17 protein-coding genes are annotated in these 25,968 nt (G+C 61.6%); 2 read left to right on the plus strand and 15 right to left on the minus strand.

From position 1 onward, the window contains the following. Positions 1–8: 8 nt before the first annotated feature. The 11 genes from KBB96_RS05895 to KBB96_RS05945 form a co-directional block, all read right to left on the minus strand. Positions 9–1,478: a sulfatase-like hydrolase/transferase gene (locus KBB96_RS05895; protein ID WP_211633424.1), complete on the minus strand. Its 1,470-nt coding sequence runs from the start codon at positions 1,476–1,478 to the stop codon at positions 9–11. Positions 1,479–1,533: 55 nt separating this feature from the next. After that, positions 1,534–2,955, minus strand: a complete 1,422-nt coding sequence (locus KBB96_RS05900) for a sulfatase (RefSeq protein ID WP_211633426.1) — start codon at positions 2,953–2,955, stop codon at positions 1,534–1,536. A 72-nt stretch (positions 2,956–3,027) separates the two neighbouring features. Further along, complete coding sequence (locus tag KBB96_RS05905) at positions 3,028–6,228, minus strand: S41 family peptidase (RefSeq protein ID WP_211633428.1); 3,201 nt, start codon at positions 6,226–6,228, stop codon at positions 3,028–3,030. A gap of 266 nt (positions 6,229–6,494) precedes the next feature. After that, entirely contained in the window at positions 6,495–6,665 is a 171-nt protein-coding gene (locus tag KBB96_RS05910; protein WP_211633430.1) for a DUF1328 domain-containing protein, read from the minus strand. A 75-nt stretch (positions 6,666–6,740) separates the two neighbouring features. Continuing rightward, complete coding sequence (locus tag KBB96_RS05915; RefSeq protein WP_211633433.1) at positions 6,741–7,193, minus strand: PA2169 family four-helix-bundle protein; 453 nt, start codon at positions 7,191–7,193, stop codon at positions 6,741–6,743. 167 nt (positions 7,194–7,360) lie between these two features. Continuing rightward, positions 7,361–8,542 (minus strand): HlyD family secretion protein, encoded by a 1,182-nt coding sequence (locus KBB96_RS05920; RefSeq protein WP_211633435.1) that lies wholly within the window; start codon positions 8,540–8,542, stop codon positions 7,361–7,363. A 24-nt stretch (positions 8,543–8,566) separates the two neighbouring features. Next, positions 8,567–10,192, minus strand: a complete 1,626-nt coding sequence (locus KBB96_RS05925; RefSeq protein WP_226373653.1) for a DHA2 family efflux MFS transporter permease subunit — start codon at positions 10,190–10,192, stop codon at positions 8,567–8,569. After that, the gene (locus KBB96_RS05930; protein ID WP_211633438.1) at positions 10,189–10,815 is read right to left on the minus strand and encodes a TetR/AcrR family transcriptional regulator; all 627 of its coding nucleotides are present in this window, start codon (positions 10,813–10,815) and stop codon (positions 10,189–10,191) included. Before KBB96_RS05930 ends, KBB96_RS05925 begins: the two co-directional genes overlap by 4 nt. A 188-nt stretch (positions 10,816–11,003) precedes the next feature. After that, positions 11,004–13,727 (minus strand): fibronectin type III domain-containing protein, encoded by a 2,724-nt coding sequence (locus KBB96_RS05935; protein WP_211633440.1) that lies wholly within the window; start codon positions 13,725–13,727, stop codon positions 11,004–11,006. Between the two features lie 119 nt (positions 13,728–13,846). After that, positions 13,847–16,180: an endonuclease/exonuclease/phosphatase family protein gene (locus KBB96_RS05940; RefSeq protein WP_211633442.1), complete on the minus strand. Its 2,334-nt coding sequence runs from the start codon at positions 16,178–16,180 to the stop codon at positions 13,847–13,849. A gap of 66 nt (positions 16,181–16,246) precedes the next feature. After that, the gene (locus tag KBB96_RS05945; RefSeq protein WP_211633444.1) at positions 16,247–17,737 is read right to left on the minus strand and encodes a tetratricopeptide repeat-containing sulfotransferase family protein; all 1,491 of its coding nucleotides are present in this window, start codon (positions 17,735–17,737) and stop codon (positions 16,247–16,249) included. Between the two features lie 173 nt (positions 17,738–17,910). On the opposite strand from KBB96_RS05945, the gene KBB96_RS05950 reads away from it, so the two are divergent. Further along, positions 17,911–19,824: an HAD-IA family hydrolase gene (locus KBB96_RS05950; protein WP_211633450.1), complete on the plus strand. Its 1,914-nt coding sequence runs from the start codon at positions 17,911–17,913 to the stop codon at positions 19,822–19,824. A gap of 4 nt (positions 19,825–19,828) precedes the next feature. Here the strand turns inward: KBB96_RS05950 and KBB96_RS05955 are convergent, their stop codons facing one another. From KBB96_RS05955 to KBB96_RS05965, 3 genes are all read right to left on the minus strand, one after another. After that, a complete protein-coding gene (locus KBB96_RS05955; RefSeq protein ID WP_211633453.1) occupies positions 19,829–20,479 on the minus strand; it encodes a 3-keto-disaccharide hydrolase in 651 nt (216 codons plus the stop codon). Positions 20,480–20,604: 125 nt separating this feature from the next. Further along, a complete protein-coding gene (locus KBB96_RS05960) occupies positions 20,605–21,738 on the minus strand; it encodes an aminotransferase class I/II-fold pyridoxal phosphate-dependent enzyme (RefSeq protein ID WP_211633455.1) in 1,134 nt (377 codons plus the stop codon). Positions 21,739–21,755: 17 nt separating this feature from the next. Next, entirely contained in the window at positions 21,756–22,658 is a 903-nt protein-coding gene (locus KBB96_RS05965) for a D-alanyl-D-alanine carboxypeptidase family protein (protein WP_211633458.1), read from the minus strand. Positions 22,659–22,769: 111 nt separating this feature from the next. Here KBB96_RS05965 and lexA point away from each other — a divergent pair, with 111 nt between their 5' ends. Further along, positions 22,770–23,384, plus strand: coding sequence for a transcriptional repressor LexA (gene lexA / locus KBB96_RS05970; protein WP_211633460.1), 615 nt, complete (start codon positions 22,770–22,772; stop codon positions 23,382–23,384). Between the two features lie 218 nt (positions 23,385–23,602). On the opposite strand, the gene KBB96_RS05975 is transcribed toward lexA, so the two are convergent. After that, positions 23,603–25,912 (minus strand): DUF7133 domain-containing protein, encoded by a 2,310-nt coding sequence (locus KBB96_RS05975; protein WP_211633463.1) that lies wholly within the window; start codon positions 25,910–25,912, stop codon positions 23,603–23,605. Positions 25,913–25,968: the final 56 nt, after the last annotated feature.

Here is a 25,968-nt window from a genome sequence, read left to right on the forward strand (position 1 = left end):
GGGCGATTTCACGGAGCTGCGTCCAGCTTGGAGGGATACCAAGGGCTGGGCGCATGCTGTTCCTTCAGGAAACGGTCGATCCGCCCAACCACTTCGGGCTGTTTCGGTGCGAGATCGTTGCTGCAGGCCCGATCCGTCTCCAGATCATAAAGCTGGAGCGCCGCACCGGACCCCTCGCGGAAAGCGAACCATTTGCCGGTCCGGGCGGCCTGGGTGCCTTTGGCATTCGCGCCGTCCTCCCAGTAGAGGATGCGATCATCGGAGGTGACTCCCTGCAGGTAAGGCATCAGATTGATGCCGTCCGTCTTGCTGTCCAACTTCGTTCCGGCCATCGCGGCAAAGGTTGGGAGCAAGTCGTAGTTCTCCGTCGGCTGTTCGCAGATGCCGGGGCCGATCCGTCCGGGGGCATTGATGAAGGAGGACACCCGCAGTCCACGCTCGTAGTGGGTGTATTTCACTCCGCGGCCCGGACCGAAATTGTGGAAAACGGGATCATCGCCGCGCTTGTCCTTGTCGAGGTGGGTCGCGAGGTAGCCGGGTTCACATCCGTTGTCCGAGGCGAACCAGATCACGGTGTTGCCACGCTTTCCGGACTTCTCCAACGCGGCTACGAGTTCGCCCACATCGTCATCCAGCGTCTTCATCATCGCTGCCCAGACCTTATGCTTGATGTCCCATGGCTTGTCTTTGAACTCACCAAGGTTCTTCACGACGGTCGGTCCGTGCGGAATCTGGGTGGCATAGTAGAGGAAGAACGGCCGTGGATCCGGTTGATTGATGAATCGCAACGCGGCCTCCTGGATGATGTCCTGCGAGTAACGTGCCTGGTCAGGCTGTTTCACTCCAAGCCCTGTGAGATCAAGCGCTCCATCCGCCATGTACTGCGGCCAGAAATCCTTCGGCACCTGGGGTAGCGAGCGGTCGCTGTCATAGCGATAGAGCCGCTTCATATCAAAACCGGCGTTTCCCGGAATCGGCTCGCGAACACGGTCACGCGTGAGGAATGGCGGAAAGAAATCGTGGGCTTGTTCGTGGGTTTCGAAACCATAAAAGGAGTCGAAACCGAGGTTCAACGGATGGCCTTCATCGTTGTTGGAGCCAAGTCCCCACTTGCCTACGACGCCGGTGCGATAGCCGGTGTCATGCAGCACTTTGGCAATCGTGGTGTCCTCTTTGAGCAGGATGGCCGGTTGGCCTTTGAGGCGGGTGCCGAGAGCTCTGACCCGCGCATGGCCGGTGTGCAATCCCGTCAGGAGGGTTGCTCTGGAAGGCGCGCAGACCGGGGCTCCGGCATAGGCGTTGCTGAGGATGCAGCCTTCGCGGGCGAGTTTGTCCAGATGCGGTGTGGCGTATTCTTTCTGGCCGAAAACCCCGAGATCCTGTTGGGCCATGTCGTCCGCGAGCAGGATGATGATGTTCGGCGGTGCGGCTTTCAGGCATGGGAGAGCGAACAACAGGAGCAATGCGAAACGTTTCATGGGGAACGTGAAGCGAACGCGTCCCGGGTGGACAATGTTTCATTCCGCCCGTTTTCTATTCCTCATCGCTCTTCTCTTCCTTGTCCGCCTTGGGACCGTCCCTGCCCAGCGGTGTGGGGAGCTTGGCGTCGGTTTTTTTCCACCACCCGACGATATCGCTCATCAACTCGTCGCGCTTGGCGTGGTTCTCTCCGGCGAGGTCGTGATGCTCGCCGGGATCATCCTTGAGGTTGTAGAGCTCGACCGCGTGGTTGGTGGCGATCTTTTCCTGCCCGCCATCGAGCAACCACTCTTCATGATAGCACAGCAGCTTCCAGTCACCCTTGCGGATGGTGGTGACGGGGCGGGTGCGGAAAATCTTGTCTCGTCCGCGCGGCACCGGATTATCCAGGTAGCCGGGGAAATGCCAGAAGATGGATTCGCGGGGCAGGGTGGCGGCTCCCTTGAGGAGGGGCAGCAGGCTTGTTCCATCAAGGTTTTCCGCAGGTGTGCCGCCCCCGGCGCTGACGAAGGTAGGATAGAGATCCTCATTGATGACCGGGACATCGCATTTCGATCCTGGTTGGACCGTGCCGGGCCAGCGTACGACGAAGGGCTCTCGGATGCCCGCTTCGTAATAGGCTCCCTTGGCACCGCGCAATGGCTCATTGGGTGATTGAGGAGTGCCGCCATTGTCGCTGGTGAAGATCACCAGCGTGTTCTTGTCCAGACCGAGATCCGAAAGCTTCTTGAGCAGGACGCCCACGCTGTCATCGAGATCGTAAGTGCAGGCGGCATAGAGCGGTTTCGCATCCGCCTTCATCGTCTGGGCTTTCTTTCGGAACTTTTCCAATGTCTCCGGCCGGGCCTGCTGTGCCGAGTGGATGGCGTGATGTGCCACATAAGCGAAGAACGGCCGCTCCTTGTTCTTCTCGATGAACTCGCAGGCTTCGCGGGTGATCGAGTAGGCTCGCTTCGGATCGGCGGGGTTGTTTTCCTTGTCCGGCGGGGGAATCAAGGTGGGATCACTGGTGTCGAAGCCCTGCTGGAGCGGGCCGGTGCCGTCTTTGGCGGAACCGAGGTGCCATTTGCCGAAGTGGCCGGTGGCGTAGCCCCGCGCCTTCAGGGCCTCCGCCATCGTTACGATGGACGGGCGGAGATCGCTGGTATTCGGGACCGGATCCATGCGAAACTCCTTCTTCGGTCCACGTGAAGTACTGCCTACAGCGTAGATGCCATGGCGCGGTGTGTATTGGCCGGACATCAGGCAGCCGCGGCTGGGGGCGCAGTTTGCCGCACCGGCATAGGCGGCGGTGAATGCCATGCCATCCTTCGCCAGCCGGTCGATGTTCGGCGTTTCGAAAAAGCCGTTGGAATTGTTGTAACCCGCATCATGCCAACCCATGTCATCCGCGAAGATGAGCACGATGTTCGGTTTCGACGGTTCCGCCGCCGCAGCGGATGCGATGGCGGTGAGAAGAAGGAGCAGACGCTTCATGGACATGGGATCGGTAGTGGAAGGATATGATCTGCAGCCCGGAAGTATTGTCGGAAATCCTTATGGGGTCCGCTATTCCGCAGGTTGATAGCGGTAGTGCGGCTCGAAGGGCTTCTTCGTGGCGGCCGCTTTTTTCAGATCCCCCATGAGAACCTCCACGGCTTTGGAAAGTTGCGGGTCTTTTCCGGCAGCCTGATCCGCAGGAGTCTCATCAATCGGGTAGTCGGGCGCGGCGCCATTGAGTTCCATATCCTGGTCCCCGTCCGGAATGAACCAGCCACGGAAGGGCAGGCGCAAGCTGCCCGCGTCCAGGATCGGGACCGTTCCGGTGGAAATCACGCCGCCCGCAGTGGCGGTTCCCACCAAGGGGCCGCGCTTCAGCGTCTTGATCGCATGGGAGAAGACTTCCGCATTCGAGAACGATTGCTGGTTGCAGATCACCGCGACCGGCTTGTTCCAGGACGCATACACCATGCGATCCTGCGGATAACCCGGATCACCGTCGCGTCCGATGGTGGTGGCGTGGTGCGGCTGGCACAGGATGGTGAGCAGGTGATCCGTGGTGAAGCCGCCGGGGTTGTCACGCACATCGATGATCAGTCCATCCTTGCCATGGCCGGCTGCGTGGATCTGGCGCTCGAATTCCTCGAACTCGTCCCACTGCATCTTTGAAATATGGATATAGCCCAGCTTGCCTCCGGAGTCTTCCTCCACACGGCGGCGCCGCTCCTTGACGATCGCATCGCCCGCGAGCTGGCGGACACGTGTCCACGGGATCGCCTTCAGCGTTACATCGCGCTGCTTGCCATCGGTTCCTTGGATCGTCAGCACCACCTCGCGGTCCATGCGGCCGTTCATGAAGCGGGTGTCCGGTATGGAGGCGTCCACCGGCTGGCCGTTCACCGATAGCACGGTTTCACCGGGCTTCACCGGAGGCACGCAAAGGGTTGCCGGAGAATCCGGAATCACGGAACCGGTTTTCAACGGACCGCTGCCATTGCCATGATCGAAGCGGATGCCGACGTGGCGGGTGGTGTGGAATTCCGCGGTGTCATCCGCCCAGGGCTTCGGCCACGGAGTGGAGAGGAACGACAGGTGGGAGGCATTCAGCTCGCCAAGCAGCATCGCCACCACTCGGTCGAATGCGCGCGAGTCCGTGGCGGTCGCCGCCGTGTCCTCATACTTCACGCGCATCGCCTCCCAGTCGCGGCCGTTCATCCGGGCGTCATAGAACCAATCACGGAGCGTGCGCCAGATCTGGCGGAAGTAGATGCGCTGGCGGTCGGCGCGGTTCGACTCGAATCGAGTATCGATCGCGTAGGTGGTGAGCTTGCTTTTGCGCAGCACCGCGGGGGCATTGTCCACGATCCAGAACAGGCCGTCCTTGTCATCGGTGCGGATTGGACTGCCACGGTTGGAATCGAACGTCTCCGGCTTCGTTCCATCTCCGACCTCGATGCGGTGCAGTCCCTTCACCTTGGTGTCGGCATTCAAATAGAAGACCGCTTTGGAATCATGGGACCAGATGATCTGGGTCGGCTCCACGCTGCCGGTGTCGAGCTTGTGAATGCGCTCGCTGAGTTCGTCGAAATCGATCCGCACTTGCTCCGGCGTCTTCGGCGCGGGCTTTTTCGCGGGCGCGTCTTTCTTCGGCGTCTCGGGAGTTTGCTCCGGTTCGGCGGGTTCCTCCGCAGGAGCTGCGGACTTGTAGAGCGGATCGTCTTTCATGGCGGACTCCGCTTCCTTGGCCTTCTTGTCACGAGGGGATTTCGCCTCATCTTCAAGGCGGAGATTCACGTAGAAGAGGCCGGTCTTGTTTCCCAATCGGCGGCCGGTGAATGCGATCCCACGACCATCCGGCGACCATTTCGGCGAGCCCTCGTTGTCGGGGTGGCGCGAGAGATTGTAGGCGGGCTTCGATCCATCGACCGGAATGACGAAGACATCGCGGTTGAAATTCGCATCCTCCGCATCGAAGGCCAGCCAGCGGCTGTCCGGTGCCCAGTCGAAGCTGCCGGTGGTGCCTTCCTTGTAGAGCACCCGTTCGCCGCCGCCATCCGCATTGGCGATGCAGAGCATGCTGCGGCCGGCCAGGTAGGCGATGGATTTGCCATCCGGAGACAGGGCCAGCTTGGTTTTCGGTTCCTTGCCCTTGGTCACCTGCTGCTCTTCCAGACCGGAAGCGCGCCACCAGTAGTCCGCGGATTTCTTCCGCTTCATGCGGAAATAGTTCGAATCCAGTCCATCGTCCTTGCGGAAATACAACCAGCCGCCGTCTTTCGAGAAGGTCGGATCGCTTTCCCATGCGGCGGTTTCGGTCAGGCGGTGAGGTTCCTTCAGCACGGTGTCCATCGCCCACAACTCACCTTCGGCGGAAAATGCGATCTCCAGACCGCTCGGTGAAAAGTCCGCATCCGTGGTGCCCGCGACCTTCCGTGTCTCATGATCAAGATCCGGCATGTCCTCGATGGCATGGACGGGGAGGGCCTGCGGCTCGCCACCCTGGGACCAGCGCCACAGCTCGAAGCCGCGGCGGAAGACGAAGGTCTTCCCATCCTGAGAGACGGCGGGGAACATCACGCCATCCTCCTTGAAGCGGGTGAGTTGCTCATCCTTGCCGCTTTTGAAATCGTGCGACCACAGGTTGAACGTGCCGTCGTTTTCGGCGACGTGGAAGAAGCCGGAGCCATCCGGCCGCCACAACGGATAACGATCCTCGATCTCCGACTTCGCCTGCTTTCCGATCGCCCCGCTGCCGAAGTCGTAACTCCAGATCGAGGTGGCGCGGGAACCATGGTAGCCTTTGCGATACGGTGAATCTCCATCGACGGTGAACAACAGCGTCTTCCCATCCGGTGAAACGCGCGCCCATTGCGCGGGCACGTCGAAGAGCACCTTTTCCGGCGCATCCTTGGTGAGATCGACCGCGATCAGGCGCTCGGGCTTCACGTCATCGAGGTCGCGCGGACCACGCACAATGGCGGTCTTCCCATCCGGAGTGATCGTTTCCAGGATGGCTCCTTCCGAATGAAAGGTGAGCTGGGTCGCGGGGCCGCCCTCGGTGGGCATGGAGAACAGCTTCAGACCACCGGCGCGACCGCTTGAAAAGTACAGCACCTTCCCATCCGGGGAGAAGCAAGGATAGGCATCCCGGGCCGGATGACGGGTGAGCCGCTTGGCCATTCCGCCGCTGGAGGCGACGGACCAGAGATCGTCCTGCCATTCGAAAACCACGGTTGAACCATCCGGTGAGAGGGCCGGGGTACTCGTCATGGTGATGGCCACCGCCCCGGGAGGAAGGGGGGCTGCGGCGGATGTCAGAGGGGTCGCAGCCGCGGAAAGTCCCCACACTATCGAAGAAGCACGAAATCTCATATGAGCCGCCGTCGATACTGGCCAACGGGGCGGGGCTTTTCAATCGTTCAGGTGATCCATGTGGCCGAGACGGCAAACCAACGGACGGGGCAAGGCCCGAAACGAAAAATCCGACCGGAGAACGGAGGTTCCCGCGGCCGGAAATTCGATCCATCACGATCCGGTCAAGGTGCCTTGCCGTGCATGGAGCGATTGAGCGCCGAGATGACGAGCAGCACCAGGAAGACCACGAACAGGACCTTCGCAATGGTGGCGGCCATGCCGGCCAAGGCGCCGAAACCGAGGAATGCGGCCACCAGTGCCAGGATCAGGAATGTGAGAGCCCAACTTAACATAACATCTCTTTTCTACCGCCGGAGTGGATGACGGCCGACCGGGATCCGGCGGGTCCCAGCCGGTCCGTGAGTGAATCAAGCGTCGTCAACCATGAGTTCGAAGGCGCGTATCGCCAGATCGACCTCTGAAATTGCGTCCGCGATCAGCGGGGCATGGTCGGCAGTGAGATTGCCGCTTTCCGCAACCGAATGAAGCGTGCGGGAAAGTTCCTTTTCACCGCGCAGGCATTCTTCAACAACCGTGGAAGAGTCATGATCGGAGAGTTTGTCGCGCATGCGGATCCACCAGCGGTGGACGCCCGCCTCGGCGCTGCCGCTGGTGTCCGGCTGGCGGCCGTCGGCATGAAGAAGTTCCGCCACACGACCGGCGATACGGTCGCGGCGTTCGGCGATGTGATGGAATGTACGGGTGAGACCCTCGTCCGTTACGGTTTCGGCGGCCTGCTTGTAGCCGTCACGAGAATCGACGTAGCGGGTCAGTATCTCCTGCAGCGCGTCCGCTTCCTGAAGAATGGTGGTGGGGTTCATATCCACCACTATCGCAGTCACGGTGCCAAAGAGGTTGATTCAGCTGCAAGTGATCTAAAATCAATCGGATGTGATTTGATCTCATTCTGTGGAAGAAGGATGCCAAAATGCAGGATGCACGTTTCACCGTGGCGAAACGTGCATCGCTGAAATCGTCATGTGATGAGTTACTTCACCTTCACACGGATCACCGTTGATAGACCAGGCAGCAGATTGGCGAGAGAATCCTGAATCGATGCGGCATCGAAGGTGATCTTCACCGGCACGCGCTGGACGACCTTGGTGAAATTGCCGGTGGCGTTGTCCGGTGGAAGCAATGCGAACTGTGCTCCGGTGGAAGGAGAGATGCTGTCGATACGGCCCTTGAAGGTCTTGCCGTCCAAGGCATCGACGCTGATGTCGACTTCCTGGCCGGGCTTCATTCCCTTGAGCTGGGTCTCCTTGAAATTGGCAACCACCCACACGTCATTCTCGACGAGGGCGAACACCGGCTGTCCGGCTTGGACACGGTTGCCGGTTTCGATGTTCTTGTTGCCCACGTAGCCATCGGCGGGAGCAATGATCTTGCTGTAGTCGTATTGACGCTGGGCATCGCGCAGGGCGGCTACCTGGGCTTCGGTGTTCGCCTTCGCCGCCTGGATCTCCGCGGCTGCGGCTTCCACCGCGGCCTCGCTGGTTTTCTTCTTCGCTTCCGCAGCAGCGAGTGAGGCTTTCGCCCCATCAAGGGTGGCGGTGGTGGACGCGACGATGCCGCGGGTGGTGTCGAGTTCCGCCTCCGAAACGGCGCGGGTGTCACCGCGCGAGAGGTTGCGATTGCGGTTGTAGTTGATGTTCGCGAGTTCGAGCTGGGCTTCGATCTGCTTCACCTGGGCATCGGCGCTGGCAATTTGGGCGTCGGCTTGCATGGACTCGGCTTTTGCCTGATCGAGTGCGGCCTTGGCTTGTGCTTCACGGGCGATCGACTGGGCTTTCGCCGCCTCGATCTTCTGGCGCATGATGTCGAACTCGAGCGGATCGATTTCAGCGAGGAGTTGTCCGGCCTTCACCTGATCATTCTCATTGGCGAGGACTTTGGTGACAGGGCCACCCACACCGGGGCTGATGCGGTGGATGTGGCCGGTGATGTAGGCATCTTCGGTCTTTTCGTAGGCGATCGTCTCGTGGACGAAGTGGACGAGCCACGCGGCGCCACCGGCGAGGATGCCGAGGGTGACGAGACGGGAAAGAATGCTGCGCTTCTTTTTCGCGGGCGCGGCTCCGGGAGAGGCAGCTCCCTGGGGAAGATCATCTGGCAGGATGCCGGATTCCCCGCAGGTTTCTTCGGTCGGAGTGGCAGGTTGTTCGGACATGGTGGGCGGGATTCGGTAAAGGGTTCAGTGGGCGGCCGCAGCGGCATCGCTCGCGTTCTTGTTCGGCTTGCCGCCGAGGAAGAACAGGAGTGGCAGCGTGAAGATGAAAAGGGCGGCGACGTAGGTGAAGATGTCTTCGTAGGACTGGAGGATGGCCTGGCCGGAGACGATGCGATCAAGCAGGCCCATCGCTTGATCGTGGGCGACCTGCTTGCTTCCGGAGTGGGCGGTGAACGCATTGGTCAGCAGATCGATCCGTTCGCCGACTTGCGGCCGATAGTCGGAGATGCGCTCGACGAGCACCGAGCGGTGCAAAGCCTCGCGGCGTGCGAGCAGGGTCGTGATCAGCGCGATGCCGATGCTGCTGCCGAGCTGGCGGGTGAGACTGTAGAAGCCGGAACCGGCGGCGATGTCCTTTTTGTCCAGCGGACCGAGTGTCGCGATGCTCAGCGGCATGAACATCATCACGCTGCCGAAGCCGCGGGCGATGAGCGGCCAGAAAAGCTGCTTGGTGCCGGTGTCCGGATTGATGTCCATCAGCAGGAACCCGGTGAGACTGGTGAGCAACGCGCCGAAGAAGATCATCGTGCGCGGCGAGACCTTGTTGCCGATCTTGCCGTAGGCCATCATCATCGCCGCGGAGGCAAAGGCACCTGGCACGAGGATCATGCCACTCTGGAGCGCGGTGTAGTGCAGGTAGTCCTGCACGAAGATCGGGACGGCGAACATGATGCCGTAGAGGCCCATGCCGAGCACTGCGGAGTAGAGGCTGCCGCCGATCATCGAGCGGTAGCGCAGCACGCGCAGATCGACAGCCGGATGTTCGGTGGTGAGCTCCCGCCAGATGAAGAGGATGATGCCGATCACGCTGGCAATGGCGACGGTGCAGATGAACCGCGACTCAAACCAATCGTCCTGCTGGCCTTCCTCCAGGAAAAGCTGGAAGCAGGCGAGGCCCACCGCGAGCAGCCCGATGCCGCTCCAGTCCACCTTGCCAGTGCGGTTGATCTCCTCCGGGCGGTCGGAGGGCATGAAGGTGGTACACATCAGAACCGCGAGGACACCGAGCGGCAGATTGATGAAGAAGATCCAGCGCCAGCCCATGTTATCGGTAAGCCAGCCGCCGAGCACGGGGCCGATGGCTGGACCGACGATCACGCCGAGGCCGAAGATGGCCTGGGCCAAGGGACGCTCCCTGGCGGAAAAAGTTTCGAACACGATCGACTGCGCCTTCGCCAGCAAGCCACCACCGGCAAGTCCTTGCAGCACGCGGGCGAAGATCAGCATGCCCAGGCTGTTGGAGATGCCGCACAGCAAGGAGGCCAAGGTGAAGCCGATCAGCGAGAAGACAAAGTAATTGCGGCGCCCGAACCGATAGCCGAGCCATGCGGACAGGGGGATGATGACCACGTTCGCACAGGCATAGCTGGTGGAGATCCAGCCCGCTTCGGAAAGCGTCGCACCGAGATTGCCGCGGATGTCGGGCAGCGCGACATTGGTGATCACGGTATCGATCACCTCAAGGATCGCGCCCAATGATGCTGCGAGGGCGATCACCCACTTGAGCAGACCTTTTTCAAGCAGGCGTGCCGCGATCGGACTGAGCTGCTCCGGATCGGAGCCGTAAAGGGTGGCGGTGGCCGCGCTCATTTGCGGGAGGAAGAAATGCCGCGGACGATGAGATCGACGCAGGCGCGGACGTATTGGTCCTGCTTGTATTCCAGCTTGAAGGGGCAGTCGGACCGCAGGACATGGGTGAAGATCATGCCCACGAGCTGGTCGACGACGATGGCGGGATTGACATCGGCAATTACTTCACCGCGGGCCTGTGCATCGCGGAGCCGTTTGGTGAGTTGGTCCCGGCGAGGCCGGAAGATTGCGCGGAGGACCTTCATTTCATGCTCCTCGAATTTCTGGATCTCTCCGACCAGCACCCGCATCAGCGAGACGTTCTGCTTGAGACTGGAATAGTCGGCCTCGGCGAAGGCGGCGATCACCTCGCGCAAGGATGCGCGCTCAGGCAGCGAGTCGAACTTTTCGGCGAGAGGGTTGGTCTTCCGTTCGAAAGCTTTTTCGAGGACGGCGGCGAGGAGGTTCTGCTTGGTCTGGAAATTGCGGAACAAGGTCACCTCGTTCACTCCGGCGGTCCGGGCGATCTCGCGGGTGGTGGCGCTGCTCAGCCCATCGCGGGCGAATACGATCGCCGCAGCCTCCACCAGCTTCTCGGAAGCGGTGACTTTTGGACGGGATGGAACGGGAGTCCGGGCTGGCATAATGAATGCAAGTGGTTGCTTGCATTGATGCGCCCGGAGGGGACCCACCTCAAGCGAAAATCCGGAGAGGCACGGGGGATTCCTACGTAGGCCGCAGGTGTCCTATGCTTCCGTCTCAAAAACGAAACGTCCGCACCGGTGCGAGGCACCGATGCGGACGTTGAGGTTCCATGATAAAAATGACGGGCTTATTCCTGAAGCAGGATACGGAAGAAGCAGCGTTCGTTGATGGAACGATCGAAGTCCACGAGTTCCTCATGCGAGGAAGAGGAGGGCACCACCGTCCGGACCGGTTGCCAGGTCTGGAGATCGACGCTACGCTGCACGGTGTAGTTCTTGCCGGGTTGGGCGCTGAAGCGGAGTCGCATCTGGTTGCCCTCGATGCTCGATTGCTCCAACTTCAAGGGTGTCGGTGCGACGACGGTGAAGTTGTAGCGGTTCGAGACCTCCGTGTAGGAATCGTTGGTGTACATCGCCACGAAGTAGTTGCCGGGCGCGAGGTTCGGCAGATGGAAGGTGGCGCTGCCGTTGGTCTTGCCATCGAAGTAGAGATAGGCGGTCAGCACGTCCACGCCGGGAGTTTCACCCTGCTTGAAGATACCGAGGTAGTCCTTGGGAATACCTGGGCCGTTGGAGAAGTTGACCGTGAAATCCTGTCCGCTCGGCACCTGGTTGGAGGCCATGGAGACGCTGGAGATCTGGCTGCCGACGGAGAAGGCCACGCGCTGGCTGATTTCGAAGTAGCCGTCGTTCACCAGATAGACCGCGTAGTAGTAGCCCTTCGGAAGATTGGCGAAGGATTTCGTGCCGGAGGCGGCCGGCGTATATTGGTAGGCGGTGGAGGTGACGCCACCCACCCCCGGGGTCTGGCCCACCTTGTAAATACCGATCCAATCCTTGGTGCTGCCGGGGGCATTGGCGAAGGTGACGTTCACGGTTTCTCCTTCCGCATACGCGGTCTTGTCCGTGGTTAGTGTCGGAGTGCTGCCGACATAGAAAGGGACGCGGGGAGCGACTTCGGTGTAGCCATCATTGGCGAAGAAAGCGGCGAACCACTCCTGGCCGGCGGCGAGGTCGGTGGTGAAATTGAGCGTGCCGCTTTTCCCGGAGACATACTGCCAGCTCGTAGAGGCGACCGGTCCGGGGCTCTGACCTTTCTTGTAGATGCCGATCCAGTCCTTCGCATTGCCCGGGCCGTTTTCATAGACCACCGAGAAGTTTTCGGTGTAGGCATACACCTTTTTGGCGAGGGTGATCTTGGGATCCGCCACCACGCTGCCGGTGACCTCGAAGGTCTTCGATGCGGACCAAGGCGACCACGCGGCATTGCTGTCGCGATGGCGTACGCGTGTGTAATAGGAGCCATTTGGCAGCGAGTTCGCGGCAAGCGGGAACTGGAGCAGGTTGATGCCGGCGTTGATGTCCACCGGTTCATAGAGTGGAGCGCCGGTGTCACCGTAGAGGTTTTCAAAGTCGCGGATCTTGTCCACCTTCAGGCTGGTGAACGCGGCATCGCTGGCGACCTGAAACCAGGTGCTGTTCAAGGTTTCCGCGGTGCTGGTGGCGAAGGCGGAGCATTGGAGACTCAGGGGCAGGGTGACCGGAGCGGAAAAGGTATTGGTGAGGGACGGTTGCGATGGCAGGGCGAGACCGAGCTGGCGGTGGAAGGAGTCCACCATGCGGCTGTCGTAGTTCCAGCGGGTGGCAGCCGGGAGGCGCACGTTGGCCTCGGAATAGCAGGTTACGTCCATGCGGCGGGCCGCGAGGTCGAAGTCCATGAGCTGCCAGGCCCAGTTGGCGATGGTCTTCTGGACATCATCCATGTCCAGTTCGGTGGACTGTCCCCAGTACTGGTCCCAGGCGGTGCCACCCGAGATGATGTGGTAGATCGGCCACTCGCGCGTCTGGCCGCGGGCGTAGAGGTGGTGGTGCGCGCCGATGTTCATCACGTGCTTTTCCGTCTCGGCGAAAATCGGCATGATGTCCGAGCGGAACCATCCGGAGATGTCGCCCACATACTGCTCGGCCTGGTAAGGGCGATGGCAGACGCTGATGCACAGGTCGGTGGTGGAGTCGGTCTTGAGAACGTCCACGAGCGAACGCACCCAGCCCTTCTGCTCCGCGCCAGTGTGTTCGCTGCTGGTGTGGACGAAGGCGATGTTGGCGAGCTGGTAAGAGTAGTACTTCTCGCCGCCGGGGCTGGTGACGCCGCCGTAGTTGATGTCATCGTATCGGAAGATCCGGCCGTAGAGGTTCATGCCGGTATCGTAGTAGGTCTCATGGTTTCCGATCGTGGTCATGATCGGGATGTTCGGCGAGATCAGGCCGCACTGCTTGAAGTGCAGGTTGCGGTAGTGGTCGAGAGTGCCTACGTCCACCTGGTCGCCCGGCATGAGGATGAAGTCGATGACCTCCTCGATCGGCTTGTTGTAGAGGGACTCGATCTTTGCCTTCGCGCAGGCGATCAGCTTCTCGTAGCGGTTCTCAGCGATGATCTGGTTGTCACCCATCACCAGCACGCGCATGCGGCCGGTCTTCGTGCCAGCGGGTGGCGGCGTGCGGAAGCGGAAGACCTCTGAAACCGTCGAGCCGTTGCTCACACGGTAGTAGTAGTAGCTGTTCGGCGAAAGGCCGGTGATACGGCCCGCGTGGTAGTTGTAGCCGGAGCCGAGCACGTCGAGATCCGCAGCCACGGAATTGACCAGGGCACCGGGAGACGAGCCCCATTCGATCAGGCCCGAGGGAGCATTGTCACTGAACCAGGACACCCACATGGAATCGGGGCGCGGAGTTTGAAGATACGGGCGGATGCCGGAGGGGATGCCGGTGTATCCGGAGGGGAACGCAAGGCCGCGGGTGGCGAGGCCGAACGTGCCGAGGGCGGAAAGGCGGAGGAATTGGGCGCGATTCATGAGTGGCTGGAGATTGAGGGAGGAGAGTTGAAAACCGGATGGCGGAAACAGCCGGGCAAGCGGGCATTTTCGTCCGCCACAAGGCGCGGATTGTCACCATCTGTCACTGGACTGATCCGTCAGTTTGGAGCGACGGAGAGCCGGAAAAACTGCTGTTGCGATCCGGGAGGTGGCGTAACTTTCACCGACATTTCCTCGCCATCGCCACCGGCGGATGAAGGGGCGTCGTCACTACACCAATCATCCGCTGGAACCCAGTTGGTGAGATCGATGGAACGCAGCAGGCGATAGCGCATGCCACCCGCGAGATAGTCGCAGCCCGTGCCGGTCCCGCCCTTGCGGCGCAGGTAGCTGACACGCAACCCATCGGACTCGCGGCGGGTGCGGCAGAGACGCGAGGCATCGGCAAATCCAGCGGGCATGCCGGAGGCGTAGTCGAGGATATTGCTGATGCCATTGCCATCATCATCTCCATTCAAGCCCTGGGGCGGGGCTCCGCCGAAGCGCTGGTTCTCCCAGTAGTCCGGCAGTCCGTTGCCGTCCGCATCCACTTGCTTGACGCTGAATTCCGTGAGCACGGCCGCGTGGTCGGACGGCCAGGTGTTGCCGGCGATCGCGGTGATGTCGCTGTAGTAGTTGTTGAAGGTGTTCTCCACCGCCGTGTGATAGACGGAGGAGCTGAGAGTCGTGAGACGGTTGCCCTTGGCGAAGACGAAGTCGATGCGGTCCTGTGGTTCATCGCCCGTATAGATGGGTGCCCAGGTATTGCCCGGGTCCGTGACGGGATTCGGATGCATCTGGCGGAAGGTGTCCACCAGTCCGGCATTGGTCAGGGAGAGCGTGGCGGGCCACGCGATGGTCTTGCCGTAGTGTTGGGATGCAGCCGCCGCGGTCCAGTCCTGGTGTGAGGGGCAATTGAAGTCACCGCACACGACCACCGGTGTCTGATCCGCGGCGCCGAGCTGGCTTTGCATGGCGGCCACCAAAGCGGTGGCTTGTTCGTCGCGATTGGACGCAAGCTCCTCGGTCATGGTCGTCGCATTCGTGGAGCCGGAGCGCGCGGCCTCGTACGGACCGTAGTGGAGATAGTCGAGGTGGGTGGAATACACGATCACCTCCTGCAGTGGATTGGCGCACATCGTGATGCGCGCTCCAACCGCGACGCTGGCGGAGTAGGTGTCCGTGATCGGATACCGGCTGATCACGCCGACATCGCCACCGCCGGGAATGCGGGTATAGAACCAGCCGATCTCCGCGGCCACGGCCTGTGGCTGGAACTGGTTCGAACCAGTGACATTGTCCGTGCTCTCCACGGTGCAGACGACATCGGCTCCCGAGAGCAGGATGCTGTCGATGCCCTTGCGCACGCCATTGGTCACCTTGCCCCAGCCGTGGAAAAGGTTGTAGGAAAGCACCTTCAATTTGTCGATGTGGGCAGTGCCCGGTGCGAAGACCTGCACGGTGAAAGTCGCGGTCGCATTGTTGCCGGGAATGTCGGTGGCTTTCACCGTGAAGGTATTCGTGCCCACATCGCCAACGGCGGGAGTGCCGCCGAGCGTGCCATCCGCCGCGATGGTGAGCCACGTCGGCCCGGACACTTTGGCAAATGTCAGCGTATCACTGGTATCCGTGTCCTTGGCATAGCCGCGCACGCAGCCGGTGTAGGCGGTGCCGGTCAGCGCGTAGCGCAGTGGGAAGTTGTTCACCACCCACTGCGGGACCGCGGGGCCGCCACCGGCGGTGATCGTGAAGGGGATACCTGGGGCGATGTCCGTGTAACCGTCATTGGCAAAGAACCGAGCAACATAGGAACCGGCGGGCAGCGTCGGGCTGCTGAAGGTCACGCTGCCGTTCTGTACCACCGCGGCCGGAGCGGTGGTGCTGCCATTGAGGTATCGCCATGTCAGCGAGTAGTCGGTGCCCGGTGTTTGATTGGAGCGGTAGATCGCGATCCAGTCCTTCACCATCATCGTATTGCCGGTGGCACGGCCGAAGGTGGCGGTGATGTTTTCACCAGCGAGGTAGCTGGACTTGTTCAGGCTGAACGTCGGCGGAGCGGGCAGCACCGTGAAGGAGACAGCCGGGGCGAGCTCGGTGTAGCCGTCGTTCGACAGGAAGCGCGCGACGTAGTTGCCAGCGGCCAGTCCCGGATTGGTGAAGGTGATGCTGCCACTCTGCACCGCCGCTCCCGGAGCGGTCTTGGTGCCATTGAGATAAAACCAGCGCAGCGAGGGGCTGCTGCCACTGGGGACCTGGGTGGGGGTGTAGATGCCAATCCAATCCTTCGCCGCCTGCGTGTCTCCGGAGACGCGGGTCCAGGTGGCGGTGATATTGTCACTGGATGCGTAGGTGGTCTTGTCCACGCCGAAGGTGACGGCGTGGGACAGGGCGGGGAGGAGCCAGACCGCGGAGAAGAGACTCAGGACGAGCCGACGCAATAGGAAAACCTGCATGCTCCGTATTGTGACAAGGGTGTCACAATCGAGGAGGGGGCGAAAGCGCCACAGGCGCGGGCATTTTCAGCAGACTCCACCGGCGTAGCCGAATGCCTCGATGAACGGATCCAGATGGTGCATGTGGCGAGCCAGCCAAGGCTCGTAAAGCTTCCAACGTCCGATGGAATCGGCATGGAAGGATTCCCCCGCAATGAGATCCGGAGACCACGGCAGACCGAGGAAGGAGGTGACCTCGCGGATCGTCTGCTCCGGTTGCACGATCAGATCCTCATATCGGACCCGCAACGTGGGATGGGGAAGGATGGCTTCCAAATGCAGCCAGTGCCGCATCGTGTCCGCATAGAAGCGGCAGGTTTCACCGAGATCGACCGAGGCCGCGCTGTCCGGAGCCATCGGCACCAGCGTAAGGAAATAGGAGATCACCGCATCGCGTGGATCACGCAGGGGCATCAACACCCGGCTTTCCGGGAACAGACGGAGCGGCAATGGCAGGTCCGCGGTATGGAAGGGCTCGCGATCGAGGAGAACGCGGCCTTCCAGTGATTCGCCCAGCAAAGCCTCTGTGCAACGGATGTAGCGCTCGCGATCCGAGACCAGCAGGGTGGGCGAGAGGTTGTTCAGGGTCTCGAAAGCGTCATCCATCGATGCGGCCTGATGCACCAGCGGACGGGTGAACTGCGAAAACAGGATGCCGGATTCATCCGTGCCGAGGCAGCGCGGGTGTTTCGTCAGGATATGCTCCACAAGAGTGGCGCCACTGCGCGGGAACCCGCCCATGAGAGCCACCGGATGATGGCTTGCGTCCTCTGGCAAACCAGTCTGCCAACGTTTCCAATCCTCGTCCGTGATGCGGCAGGTGAGCGCCCATTGGCGCTCGCGGATGCGGCGGGATTGATCAAGCGCGGGCAGCGCCTGTGGATACAGGCTCGCCTTCGCCTTGTTCAATTCGCGCATCACCGCCTGGGGTTCACCCATACGGTCGAAGATCGCGGCGAGCTCGTAGCGGAGCCGCCAATCCTCATCTCCGGGATGTTGCTGGAGCTGATTGACCAGTCTCGTGCGGGCGGCGTGAAGATCGCCCGCATCCACATCGAGGTGGGCGATCAGGCGCGTGGCCTCGGCGTGGGTGGGATCGATGGCGAGCGCGCGCAACGCCATCTCGCGGGCCTCCTGGCCATGATGGGCCCGCTCATGGACGCTCGCCAGCATACCGAGGAGGTCGGCATTGTCCGGATGGCTGGCCAAAGCCACATCCAGCAATCGTGCGGCACGGTCGAAGTGGCCGATGGAAAATTCCGCCCGGGCCGCCCACAACAGCGGAGTGGGGTCCTCCATCGGCAGGCTGGCCAGACGCTCGTGCAGACGGCCCGCAGCGGTGAAGTCATAGGTCATCCAAAGCAGCGCTGCAAAATCCTGCAGCAGGGATGGATCGTTCGGCCGGTGGGTCAGGGCGGCCTGATACAGCACCCGTGCGTGGTCGAGATCGCCTTCCTCTTCCGCCCGCTTCGCACGGGTGTAAAGGTCCTGATCCTGAACTCCGGAGGAAGGTGCCATTGCATTTAGCATGACATGAGGGGTGGTCCTTGGGAAAGGTGAAATGTTAGAGAAGGCTGAGATTTTTTGTTAGATGCCACCTTTGGGCAAAATCGACGGAGGCGGTGTCATTAACGTCGGATGCCATTTTTGGTATTCATCCCGCAGCCTGTTGCGACATGATGGGGAAGCGCATGAAGCAACCTCATCCAGCCCGCCGGAGCGTCGGTTTCCGTCATCCGGTGTGGTCCTGCTACGCTCCGCAGATTCTCGGCGGGATCGTGGATTTCATGCGGGAGCACGAGCTGTGGCGGCTGGCCACGGAAAACGATCTCTTCGGCGAGATGGAGGCGGTGAAGCTCGACCATGACTGGCATGGGGACGGACTGATCCTCTTCCGCGCCACGGAAGAGGAGTTGGCGGCATTCCGCCAACGCGGGCAGGCGGTGGTGCTCACCAGCACCGAGGGGCCGGATCTCGGCTTTCCGCGGGTGGTGACGGACAATGCCATGATCGGCAGATTGGCTGCGGAGCACCTGATCGAATGTTCGGTGGGCCACTTCGCCTTTCTGGCCCGCGGGGAAACCTACTACCGAGAGGAACAATTCGCGCCGGGCCACAGGCGCTATTCACGGGAGCGGCTCGGCGGCTTCCGCACGAAACTCGCGGAATATGGCGCCGAGCCGGTGGTCCATTATCTGAAGGGTCGGCCATTGTGGAAGGCCCAGACCTGGCGCGAGATCGAGACGGAAGTCATGGCGTTTCTCGATACATTGCCATCGCCCTGCGGACTGTTCGTGGCGGACGATCCGCTGGGTGCGGTGGCGCTGCGGGCGGCGGATCGGCTCGGGCGCAAGGTGCCGGCGGATCTTGCGGTGATCGGCTTCGGGGATGATGCGGTCTGCTGCTATGCCACCTGGCCGGCGTTGAGCAGCATCGCCTATCCCGGCCGCGAGGTGGGACGAAAGGCCGCCGAACTGCTGTGGCGACAGATGAATGGCGAGACCTCATTGAGCGGGCGAATCGAGATTCCTGTGGGCAAGGTGATCGCGCGCGAGTCCAGCGACACACTTGCGATCGCCGATCCCGATGTCCGCGACCTGGTCCGTCACATCCGTCTCACCGCTCCTCACGATTCCCTGCGTGTCTCGGAACTGGCGGAGCGCAGCAACCTGTCCATGACGACGATCAAGGCGCGTTTTTCCTCCCTTCTCGGACATGGACCGAAGCAGGAGATCCAGCGCGTGCGCCTGCGCCATCTCCAGCATCTTCTCAGTCATACCGAGCTCAGTCTCGCGGTTATCGCGCGCGACATGAACTTCGGCTCCGCCCACGAACTCAGCCGTTTTTTCCTCATCGAAACCGGAATGCGCCCAACCGAATACCGCGAATCCCTTGGCAACCACTCCACCGCCTCGAAACCGGCGGCCGTGCAGGCCGTGGTCTTCGACATGGACGGCACCTTGTTCGACACGGAGAAGCTATACTACGAGGCTTATCGTAGAGCGTTGGAAAACCAGGGCGGAATCCTGGAAAAGGAAGTTTATTTCCAGCACCACGCGGGCACCACCAACGCTGCGATCGAGGCGAAATTCGCGGAACACTTCGGGCCGGATTTCGACCTCGCCCGGTTCCGCGCGGATTGGCATGAGGCTTGGAAATCGCTGGTGGGGCGGAAGGCCTTGAAACCTTTGCCTGGTATCCAGGAAGCCCTGGAGCTTCTCACCGAGGCAGGTGTCCCGCTGGCGATCGCCAGTTCGAGCGACCGGGTTGACATCGATCTTTGCCTTCAGGCCTCGGGGCTCGCGCCGTGGTTCCGGGTGATCGCGTCAGGGGATGAAGTGGAGGAGAGCAAACCGGCTCCGGAAATTTACCAACTCGCCTGTCGGCGCCTCGGCGTGGAACCCTCCGACTGCCTCGCCATCGAGGATACCCAGCACGGGGTGGACGCGGCCCTCTCAGCCGGCATGCGTGTCATCAAGGTGGGAGAGGTGCCGGATCAATCGCGGGAGGGGCTCCTCTTCGCCGGAAGTCTCGACCGGATTGAGCGGAGCCAGTGGGCGGAGTTGTTGGCGGGAAGTCCCGAACTCCGCCCACGCGCGTCGTGAGTCCTCAGAGTTCCTTGATGCGGATGTCCCGCCAGCGGACGTGGGTGGCCTTTCCGGCGTGGACCTGGAGTGCGAAGAAGCCTTCCGAAATTGCCTCGGGAGCCGTGTCGGTATAGTCCACGGTCTTTTCGCCATTCAGCCAGATCTGGATGTGCTTGCCCTCGCAGAGCACGCGGATGCTGTTCCACTCACCGACCTTGTAGCGCTTGGTGTTGGCGGCGGTGAAGGCCTCCGCTTCCTCCTTGTTCGCCTTGTTCGGCACGAGCCAGCCGCGGGGCATGGCCTCGCAATAGAGGCCGGCGGTCCAGCAGCGCGGGCTGGGGTCATGTTCGCACTGGTAGCCGTAAACGCGACCGTCTTCCTTGTCGGTCTTCTGGAGACCGCGGATCATCACTCCGGAGTTGCCCTCGGCATCATCGAACTTCATGTCGAAGCGCAGGTCGAAGTTCTTGTAGGTCTTCTCAGTGCGCAGGAAGGTATTGGCCTTCACGTTGTCGCCGATGCCGAGCAATTCCGGTCCGGCGGCCTTGTATTCGCCGTTGCCATTGACCTTTTTCCAGCCGGTGAGATCCTTGCCGTTGTAGAGAGGGGTGAAGCCCGGTTCGATGGCCGCGGCAGGCAAGGCCAAGGCGAGAAGCGTCAGAAGTAGTTTCATGGAGGTGGTTTGGATTTTCGGATGTGGCCAAGTATACGTCCTTCAAACGCGAAAGTTGCACGCCATATTTGTTTTTCTGCGCAAGAATTGGGAAACATTCGCTTATGTCACAAGCCCCCCGTTCATCAGGAACCTGGGAGCAGATTTTTCAATGCGGCGACCACTTCCTGATCGTGGGCAGCGGAAATGCTTACCCGCAATCGTGCGGTGCCGCGCGGCACCGTGGGGTAGCGGATCGCAGGCACCATGAAGCCTTCCGCTTCCAAACGCGAGGCGGCTTCGAGCGTGGCTTCATTGGAACCCAGCACAAAGGGAATGATGGCGGAGCCTGCTGCAGGGGAAAGCACCCGGATGTTGGCCCGCAGGCGTTCACGCAGTGTTTCGCCATCACTGGAGCGGATCAATGCCAGTGACTCACGGGTGGCATGGGCGAGTGAGGGTGGGGGAGCGGTCGAGTAGATGAACGCGCGTGCGCGGTTCACCAACAGATCGATCCACGACCGCGAAGCGGCGACGTAGCCACCGGATAGTCCCGCTGCCTTGCTGAAGGTTCCCATCTGGAACGTGACCCGCTCCTGCAATCCGTATTGTGCGGCCAGTCCCATGCCGGAGGGGCCGATTACTCCGAACGCGTGGGCTTCATCGAGCCATAGCAGCGCCTCTGCTTCCTCCACCGCTTCAACGATTTCCAGCAGCGGGCACAGATCCCCATCCATGCTGAAGACGGACTCGGTCACGACGAGGATTCGTCCGGAGGCATCCTTTGCCCGCACGGTGGCGAGCAACTTGCGAAGCTTCGGAACATCATTGTGGGGAAACACCCGCAGCGTGGCGCCGGAGAGTTTCGCCGCATCGATCAAGGAGGCGTGGCACAGCTTGTCGAGGATCACGGTGTCTCCGCTCCCCACGATCGCGGGCAGGCAGCCGATGGCGGTGGCGAAGCCGGAGGAAAACACCAGTGATGCCTCCGCGTTCTTCGCAGCGGCCAAGTCCTCTTCCAAGGCTGCATGCGGGGCAAGGGTGCCCGCCACCAAGCGGGAGGCGGCGGAGCCGGCCCCGTATCGTTTCACGCCCTCGATGAACGACTCCGCCAAACGCGGATGTCCCGCGAGGCCGAGGTAATCGTTCGATGCGAAATTGTGCAGGGCGCGGCCATCGCGCATGACCTGCGGACCCGCAGGGGAATCCAAGGGGCGCAGCACGCGCAGCAATCCCGCTGCCGAGAGCGCTTCGAGTTCGGCGGCGGGATCGGTGGCCATGGGTGGATGGCCTTGGTTCAACGCTCCAGCGACCAGCGGAGCAGTTTCTCGGAGTCCTTCCAGATGAACGGAGTGGTGGACTTCAATACCACGACGATGGTCGAGCGGCCGTTGAGAGAGCCGGTGCAAACGAGGCAGCGGCCGGCTGCATCGGTGGTCCCGGTCTTCATGCCATTGCAGTAAGGCACGGACTTGAGGATGCGGTTGGTGTTTTCCAACAGCCTGGTGCGACCATCGGCGAACTGGAATTCGAAAGCCTTGGTCGCCACGTAGGAGCGCAAGAGAGGGCTGCGGTAGGCGTAGCGGGCGGCGATGGCCATATCGCGCGCGGTGGAATACTGAGCGGTACTCGGCAGGCCATTCGGATTCACGAAGTGGGAATTCCGCATGCCCAGGCTTGCAGCCTTGCGGTTCATCAAATCGGAGAAACCCTCCACGCTGCCGCCCACGTCGCGGGCAAGGGCGCGGGCCACGTCGTTGCAGCTCTTCACCATGAGCGCCTTCAGCAGATCGCGGCGGGAGTAGGAATCGCCCGGCTTCATGTCGAGGCGGGTCGGCTCGCAGGCCACGTCGATCTTTTCGATGACGACCTGCTTGTCCATGTTGCCGGCATCGAGCACGCACAAGGCGGTGATGATCTTCTGGGTGCTGGCAACCTGGCGCGGGCTGTCCGCGTTCTTCGCGTAAAGCACGCGGCCGGAATCGGCATCGATCACGATGGCGCTCTCAGCGGCGATCGCCGGGGGGGCGGTCGGAGGAACGGAACCGAAGCTGTGGGGCTGCTCGACAATGACTGCCGGAGCCTGCGGGGAGTTGGCGGTATTCCGGGAGGTGGAGCGGAGAGGGGGCGCGACGGCGCAGGCCGTCGGGAGAACGGAAAGCAAGAGCGCGGCGGAGCGGACGAGAAGCGGGCGCGGCATGGGGGGGATGTGCATGATTGGGCGCGCCGCTTCAAGGTTCAATCCGGAGTCTTTCCGCTTGCCGAATTAATTCCGGCATGGTTTGTTCCAGTGAACACTGTTCACAACGCCATGTCGCAGGGACTCACATCACGCCAACGGGAAATCGTCGAGTATCTCAAGGACGCCCAGCGCCAGACCGGCGTGATGCCGTCCACCCGTGAGATCCAGCACTTCTTTGGCTTCTCCAGCCAGACCGCTGCCATGAGCCATCTGCGCGCGCTGGAAAAGAAGGGAATCATCCAGCGTCTGCCCGGCAAGGCCCGTGCGGTGGTTTTTCCGGAGGATCTCGATCGCGAGGAAATCGTGGACATTCCGATTTACGGGGAAATCGCCGCCGGCATGTCCCAGGACGCGGAACCGGAACGCCGCGGCTGCGTTTCCATCGACATCACCTCGCTCGGCATTCCGCGCAATGCCCGGACCTTCGCGCTGAAGGTGAGAGGGGATTCGATGATCGATGCGCACATCTGCAGCGGGGATACGGTGATCCTGGAATTCCGCGAGCCACGGAACAACGACATCGTCGCCGCGCTGATCGATGGCGAGACGACGCTCAAACGTTACATCACCGACAAGGGCCGCCCGTTCCTGCGCGCGGAGAATGTGGATTTCCCGGATCTGATTCCGGCCCGCGAACTGATCATCCAGGGAGTGCTCGTTGCGTTGCTGCGTCAGGCGGCCTGATAGGAGCCTGCGTGTAGCTGAAGTCGTGAGACTTCAGGCTGGGCAGATTCACCCTGATCCTGAAGCGTTGGTTTGGGTAGATCGAAGGCGGACTGGAATTACACGAAACTGCGTATCTCCGCTCAGCCCGAAGTCTTACGACTCCGGCTACGTGGAAGAACAAAGCCCGTCCTCCGGTTGGAGAACGGGCTTTTGGTTTTCGAACTACTACGTCCGACTTATTTCAGCGTGGCTTCCGTGTAAGGGCGGCCGACCTGGTCCTTGGTGGCGGCGCGGACCTTGGTGAACACCTCCGGCTTCACCTGCGCGGCGGTGTTCGTCCACTCGTGGCGGACGTAGGTGGCCACGTCGGCGAGCTTGGCATCGGTCATCGCGGGATTCGGATACAGCGCCGGCATTTCTCCAGCCGGAGTATAGGTCTCGCCGTTCACTGTCACCGGACCGCTGAGTCCGTGAAGCAGGATCTTGGCAAGGCGCTCCGGGCTGCCGGTGACATACTCGGACTTGTCGAGCGGCGGTCCGAGATTCGGCAGACCCTGGCCATCCGGACCGTGGCAGCCGAAGCAGGCGGCTTCACCCACATACATCGCCTTGCCGCGATTGAAGGACTCCAGATGCTCGCCGGTCAGTCCGGCACCGGAGACGGCCACAACCGGTCCCTTCAGGCCTTGATCCACCCATGCCAGGAACGTGGTGTCGGTGATCTTGCCTGCCGTGGCTTTCTTGAAGTCTTCAAGACGCCCCTTGAGACCCGAGTAGGCTGCGGCTTTCACCAGCGACTCCTTGCCGTCCTTCGAGACGAGGTCCGCCAATTTGGCGAAGGCTTCCGGAGTGCCCACGGGCCCCAATGCGCGGGCGAGATAGATCTTCACCTCGTCATTGGCGGGCTGGAGTTTCACGATCCGGTCGGCCAGTTTCCTGAACTCGGCGTCCGGCAGTTTGGTCGAAACCCACAGCGCCGAGCAGACCACCTTCGGATCCTTCGATCCCAGGGCGCTTGCCACCGGAGCGGCGGTGAGCTTGCCGAGACCTTCCAAGGTCCACAGCGCGTTGATCGATCCGATCGGGAAGCCTTCGATGCTTGCAAGCTTCTCCAGCAAGGGCACCACCGAGGCATCGCCGCGTTCGATCAGGAGCCGCTGCGCCATGTCACGGTGCCAGCCGTTCTTGTGGACGAGCATTTTCACCAGCGCCTCGCCATCGAGCTTGGTGAGATCCGTGGCGGTTTCGAGCGGACCGCTTTTGTAGCGGACGCGGTAGATGCGCCCCAGCCCATCTGCGGGCTTGTCCAGCAAACGGCTGGAGTATTGCTCACGCAGGTAGGTGGTCATGTAGGTCTTGTGCTGCAGAAGGCCGTGGTGCATGTCGAGCATCCATACGGTGCCATCCGGCGCGTTGTAGAGGTTGACCGGGCGGAAGCGCTCGTCGGTGGAGGCCAGCCACTCGGTCTTGCCGAAAGGATGGCTGCCGCTGAGTCTGCCATTCGAGTCCGTGATCTGGATAGCCTTCACAAGGTTGGCGGAAGGCTCCGGAGACAAGCCGCGGCCATACCACTCCGCCGGGAAATTGGTGCCGCGGTAGATCACGGGACCGGAGGCGGCGGTGGCGTTGATGAGCTTGAAGGTTTTCGGGTCGAGCGTTTCCTCGTTGTAGCCGTTCGATTTCGCGATGTAGCCGCGGTTTACGCCCGGGGTGACACGGATCGGCCAGGTGGCGTTCGGTCCGAGCTGGGTGAAGTCCTTCACCTTGAGGTTTACGCCCGGATTGCCGAGCAGCAGGTTCGGCGCGACCAGATTGCCCCACAGGAAGGTGGAGTTGTCGTTGTAGTAGAGGCGGCCGTAATCGTCGTGGGAGATGCCCCATTGGCCGCGGTTTTCGGTGGTCTCTACGACCCACTTGCCATCGATACGGCGGACACGCTTGTCCGATTTGGCGTTGTAGAGCCAGTTGTCGAGGTTGCGGACGAGGCCGTTCGACTTGTGCTCGGGGTTGCCACCCTTGCCACCGGCGATCCAGTCCTTGGCCACTTCCTCGGGTTCACCCACGGATTTGAGACCGTCACGCTTCACCCACAGCAGCCGGTAGTTGTCCACGAAGAGGACGCCGTCCGGGAACACCGCCACCGCGCGGGGCAGCAGCACCTTCTCCAGGAAGACGGTGCGCTTGTCCGCCTTGCCATCATGATTGGTGTCTTCCAGCACCACGATTCGGCCCATCGGCACATCCTCACCCTTGCCATCCAGATCCGGCATGTAGCCGATCATTTCGCAGATCCAAGCGCGACCGGCGGGATCGAAATCCACGGCCACCGGCTCGACGATCATCGGCTCGCTGGCAAAGGGCTCGATCACGAAGCCCGGCGCGACCTGAAAGGCCTTCAGAGCCTCCTGGACCGGCAGGACCGGAGCTTTCGGCACCTGATCGAGGGGAATGATGGGCGACATGTTGTCGTGTCCCTTGCGGTTGCCTTGTTGGGCGAAGGCAAGAACGGGAACACAGAGGGCGGTGAGAACCAATCGGTTGGTCATGGACGTGCGGAAACGATGAAACGTGGAATACGCGGCAGCTATACGCCTGCACCGGG

This window comes from Luteolibacter ambystomatis, from assembly GCF_018137965.1.
GTDB lineage: Bacteria > Verrucomicrobiota > Verrucomicrobiia > Verrucomicrobiales > Akkermansiaceae > Luteolibacter > Luteolibacter ambystomatis.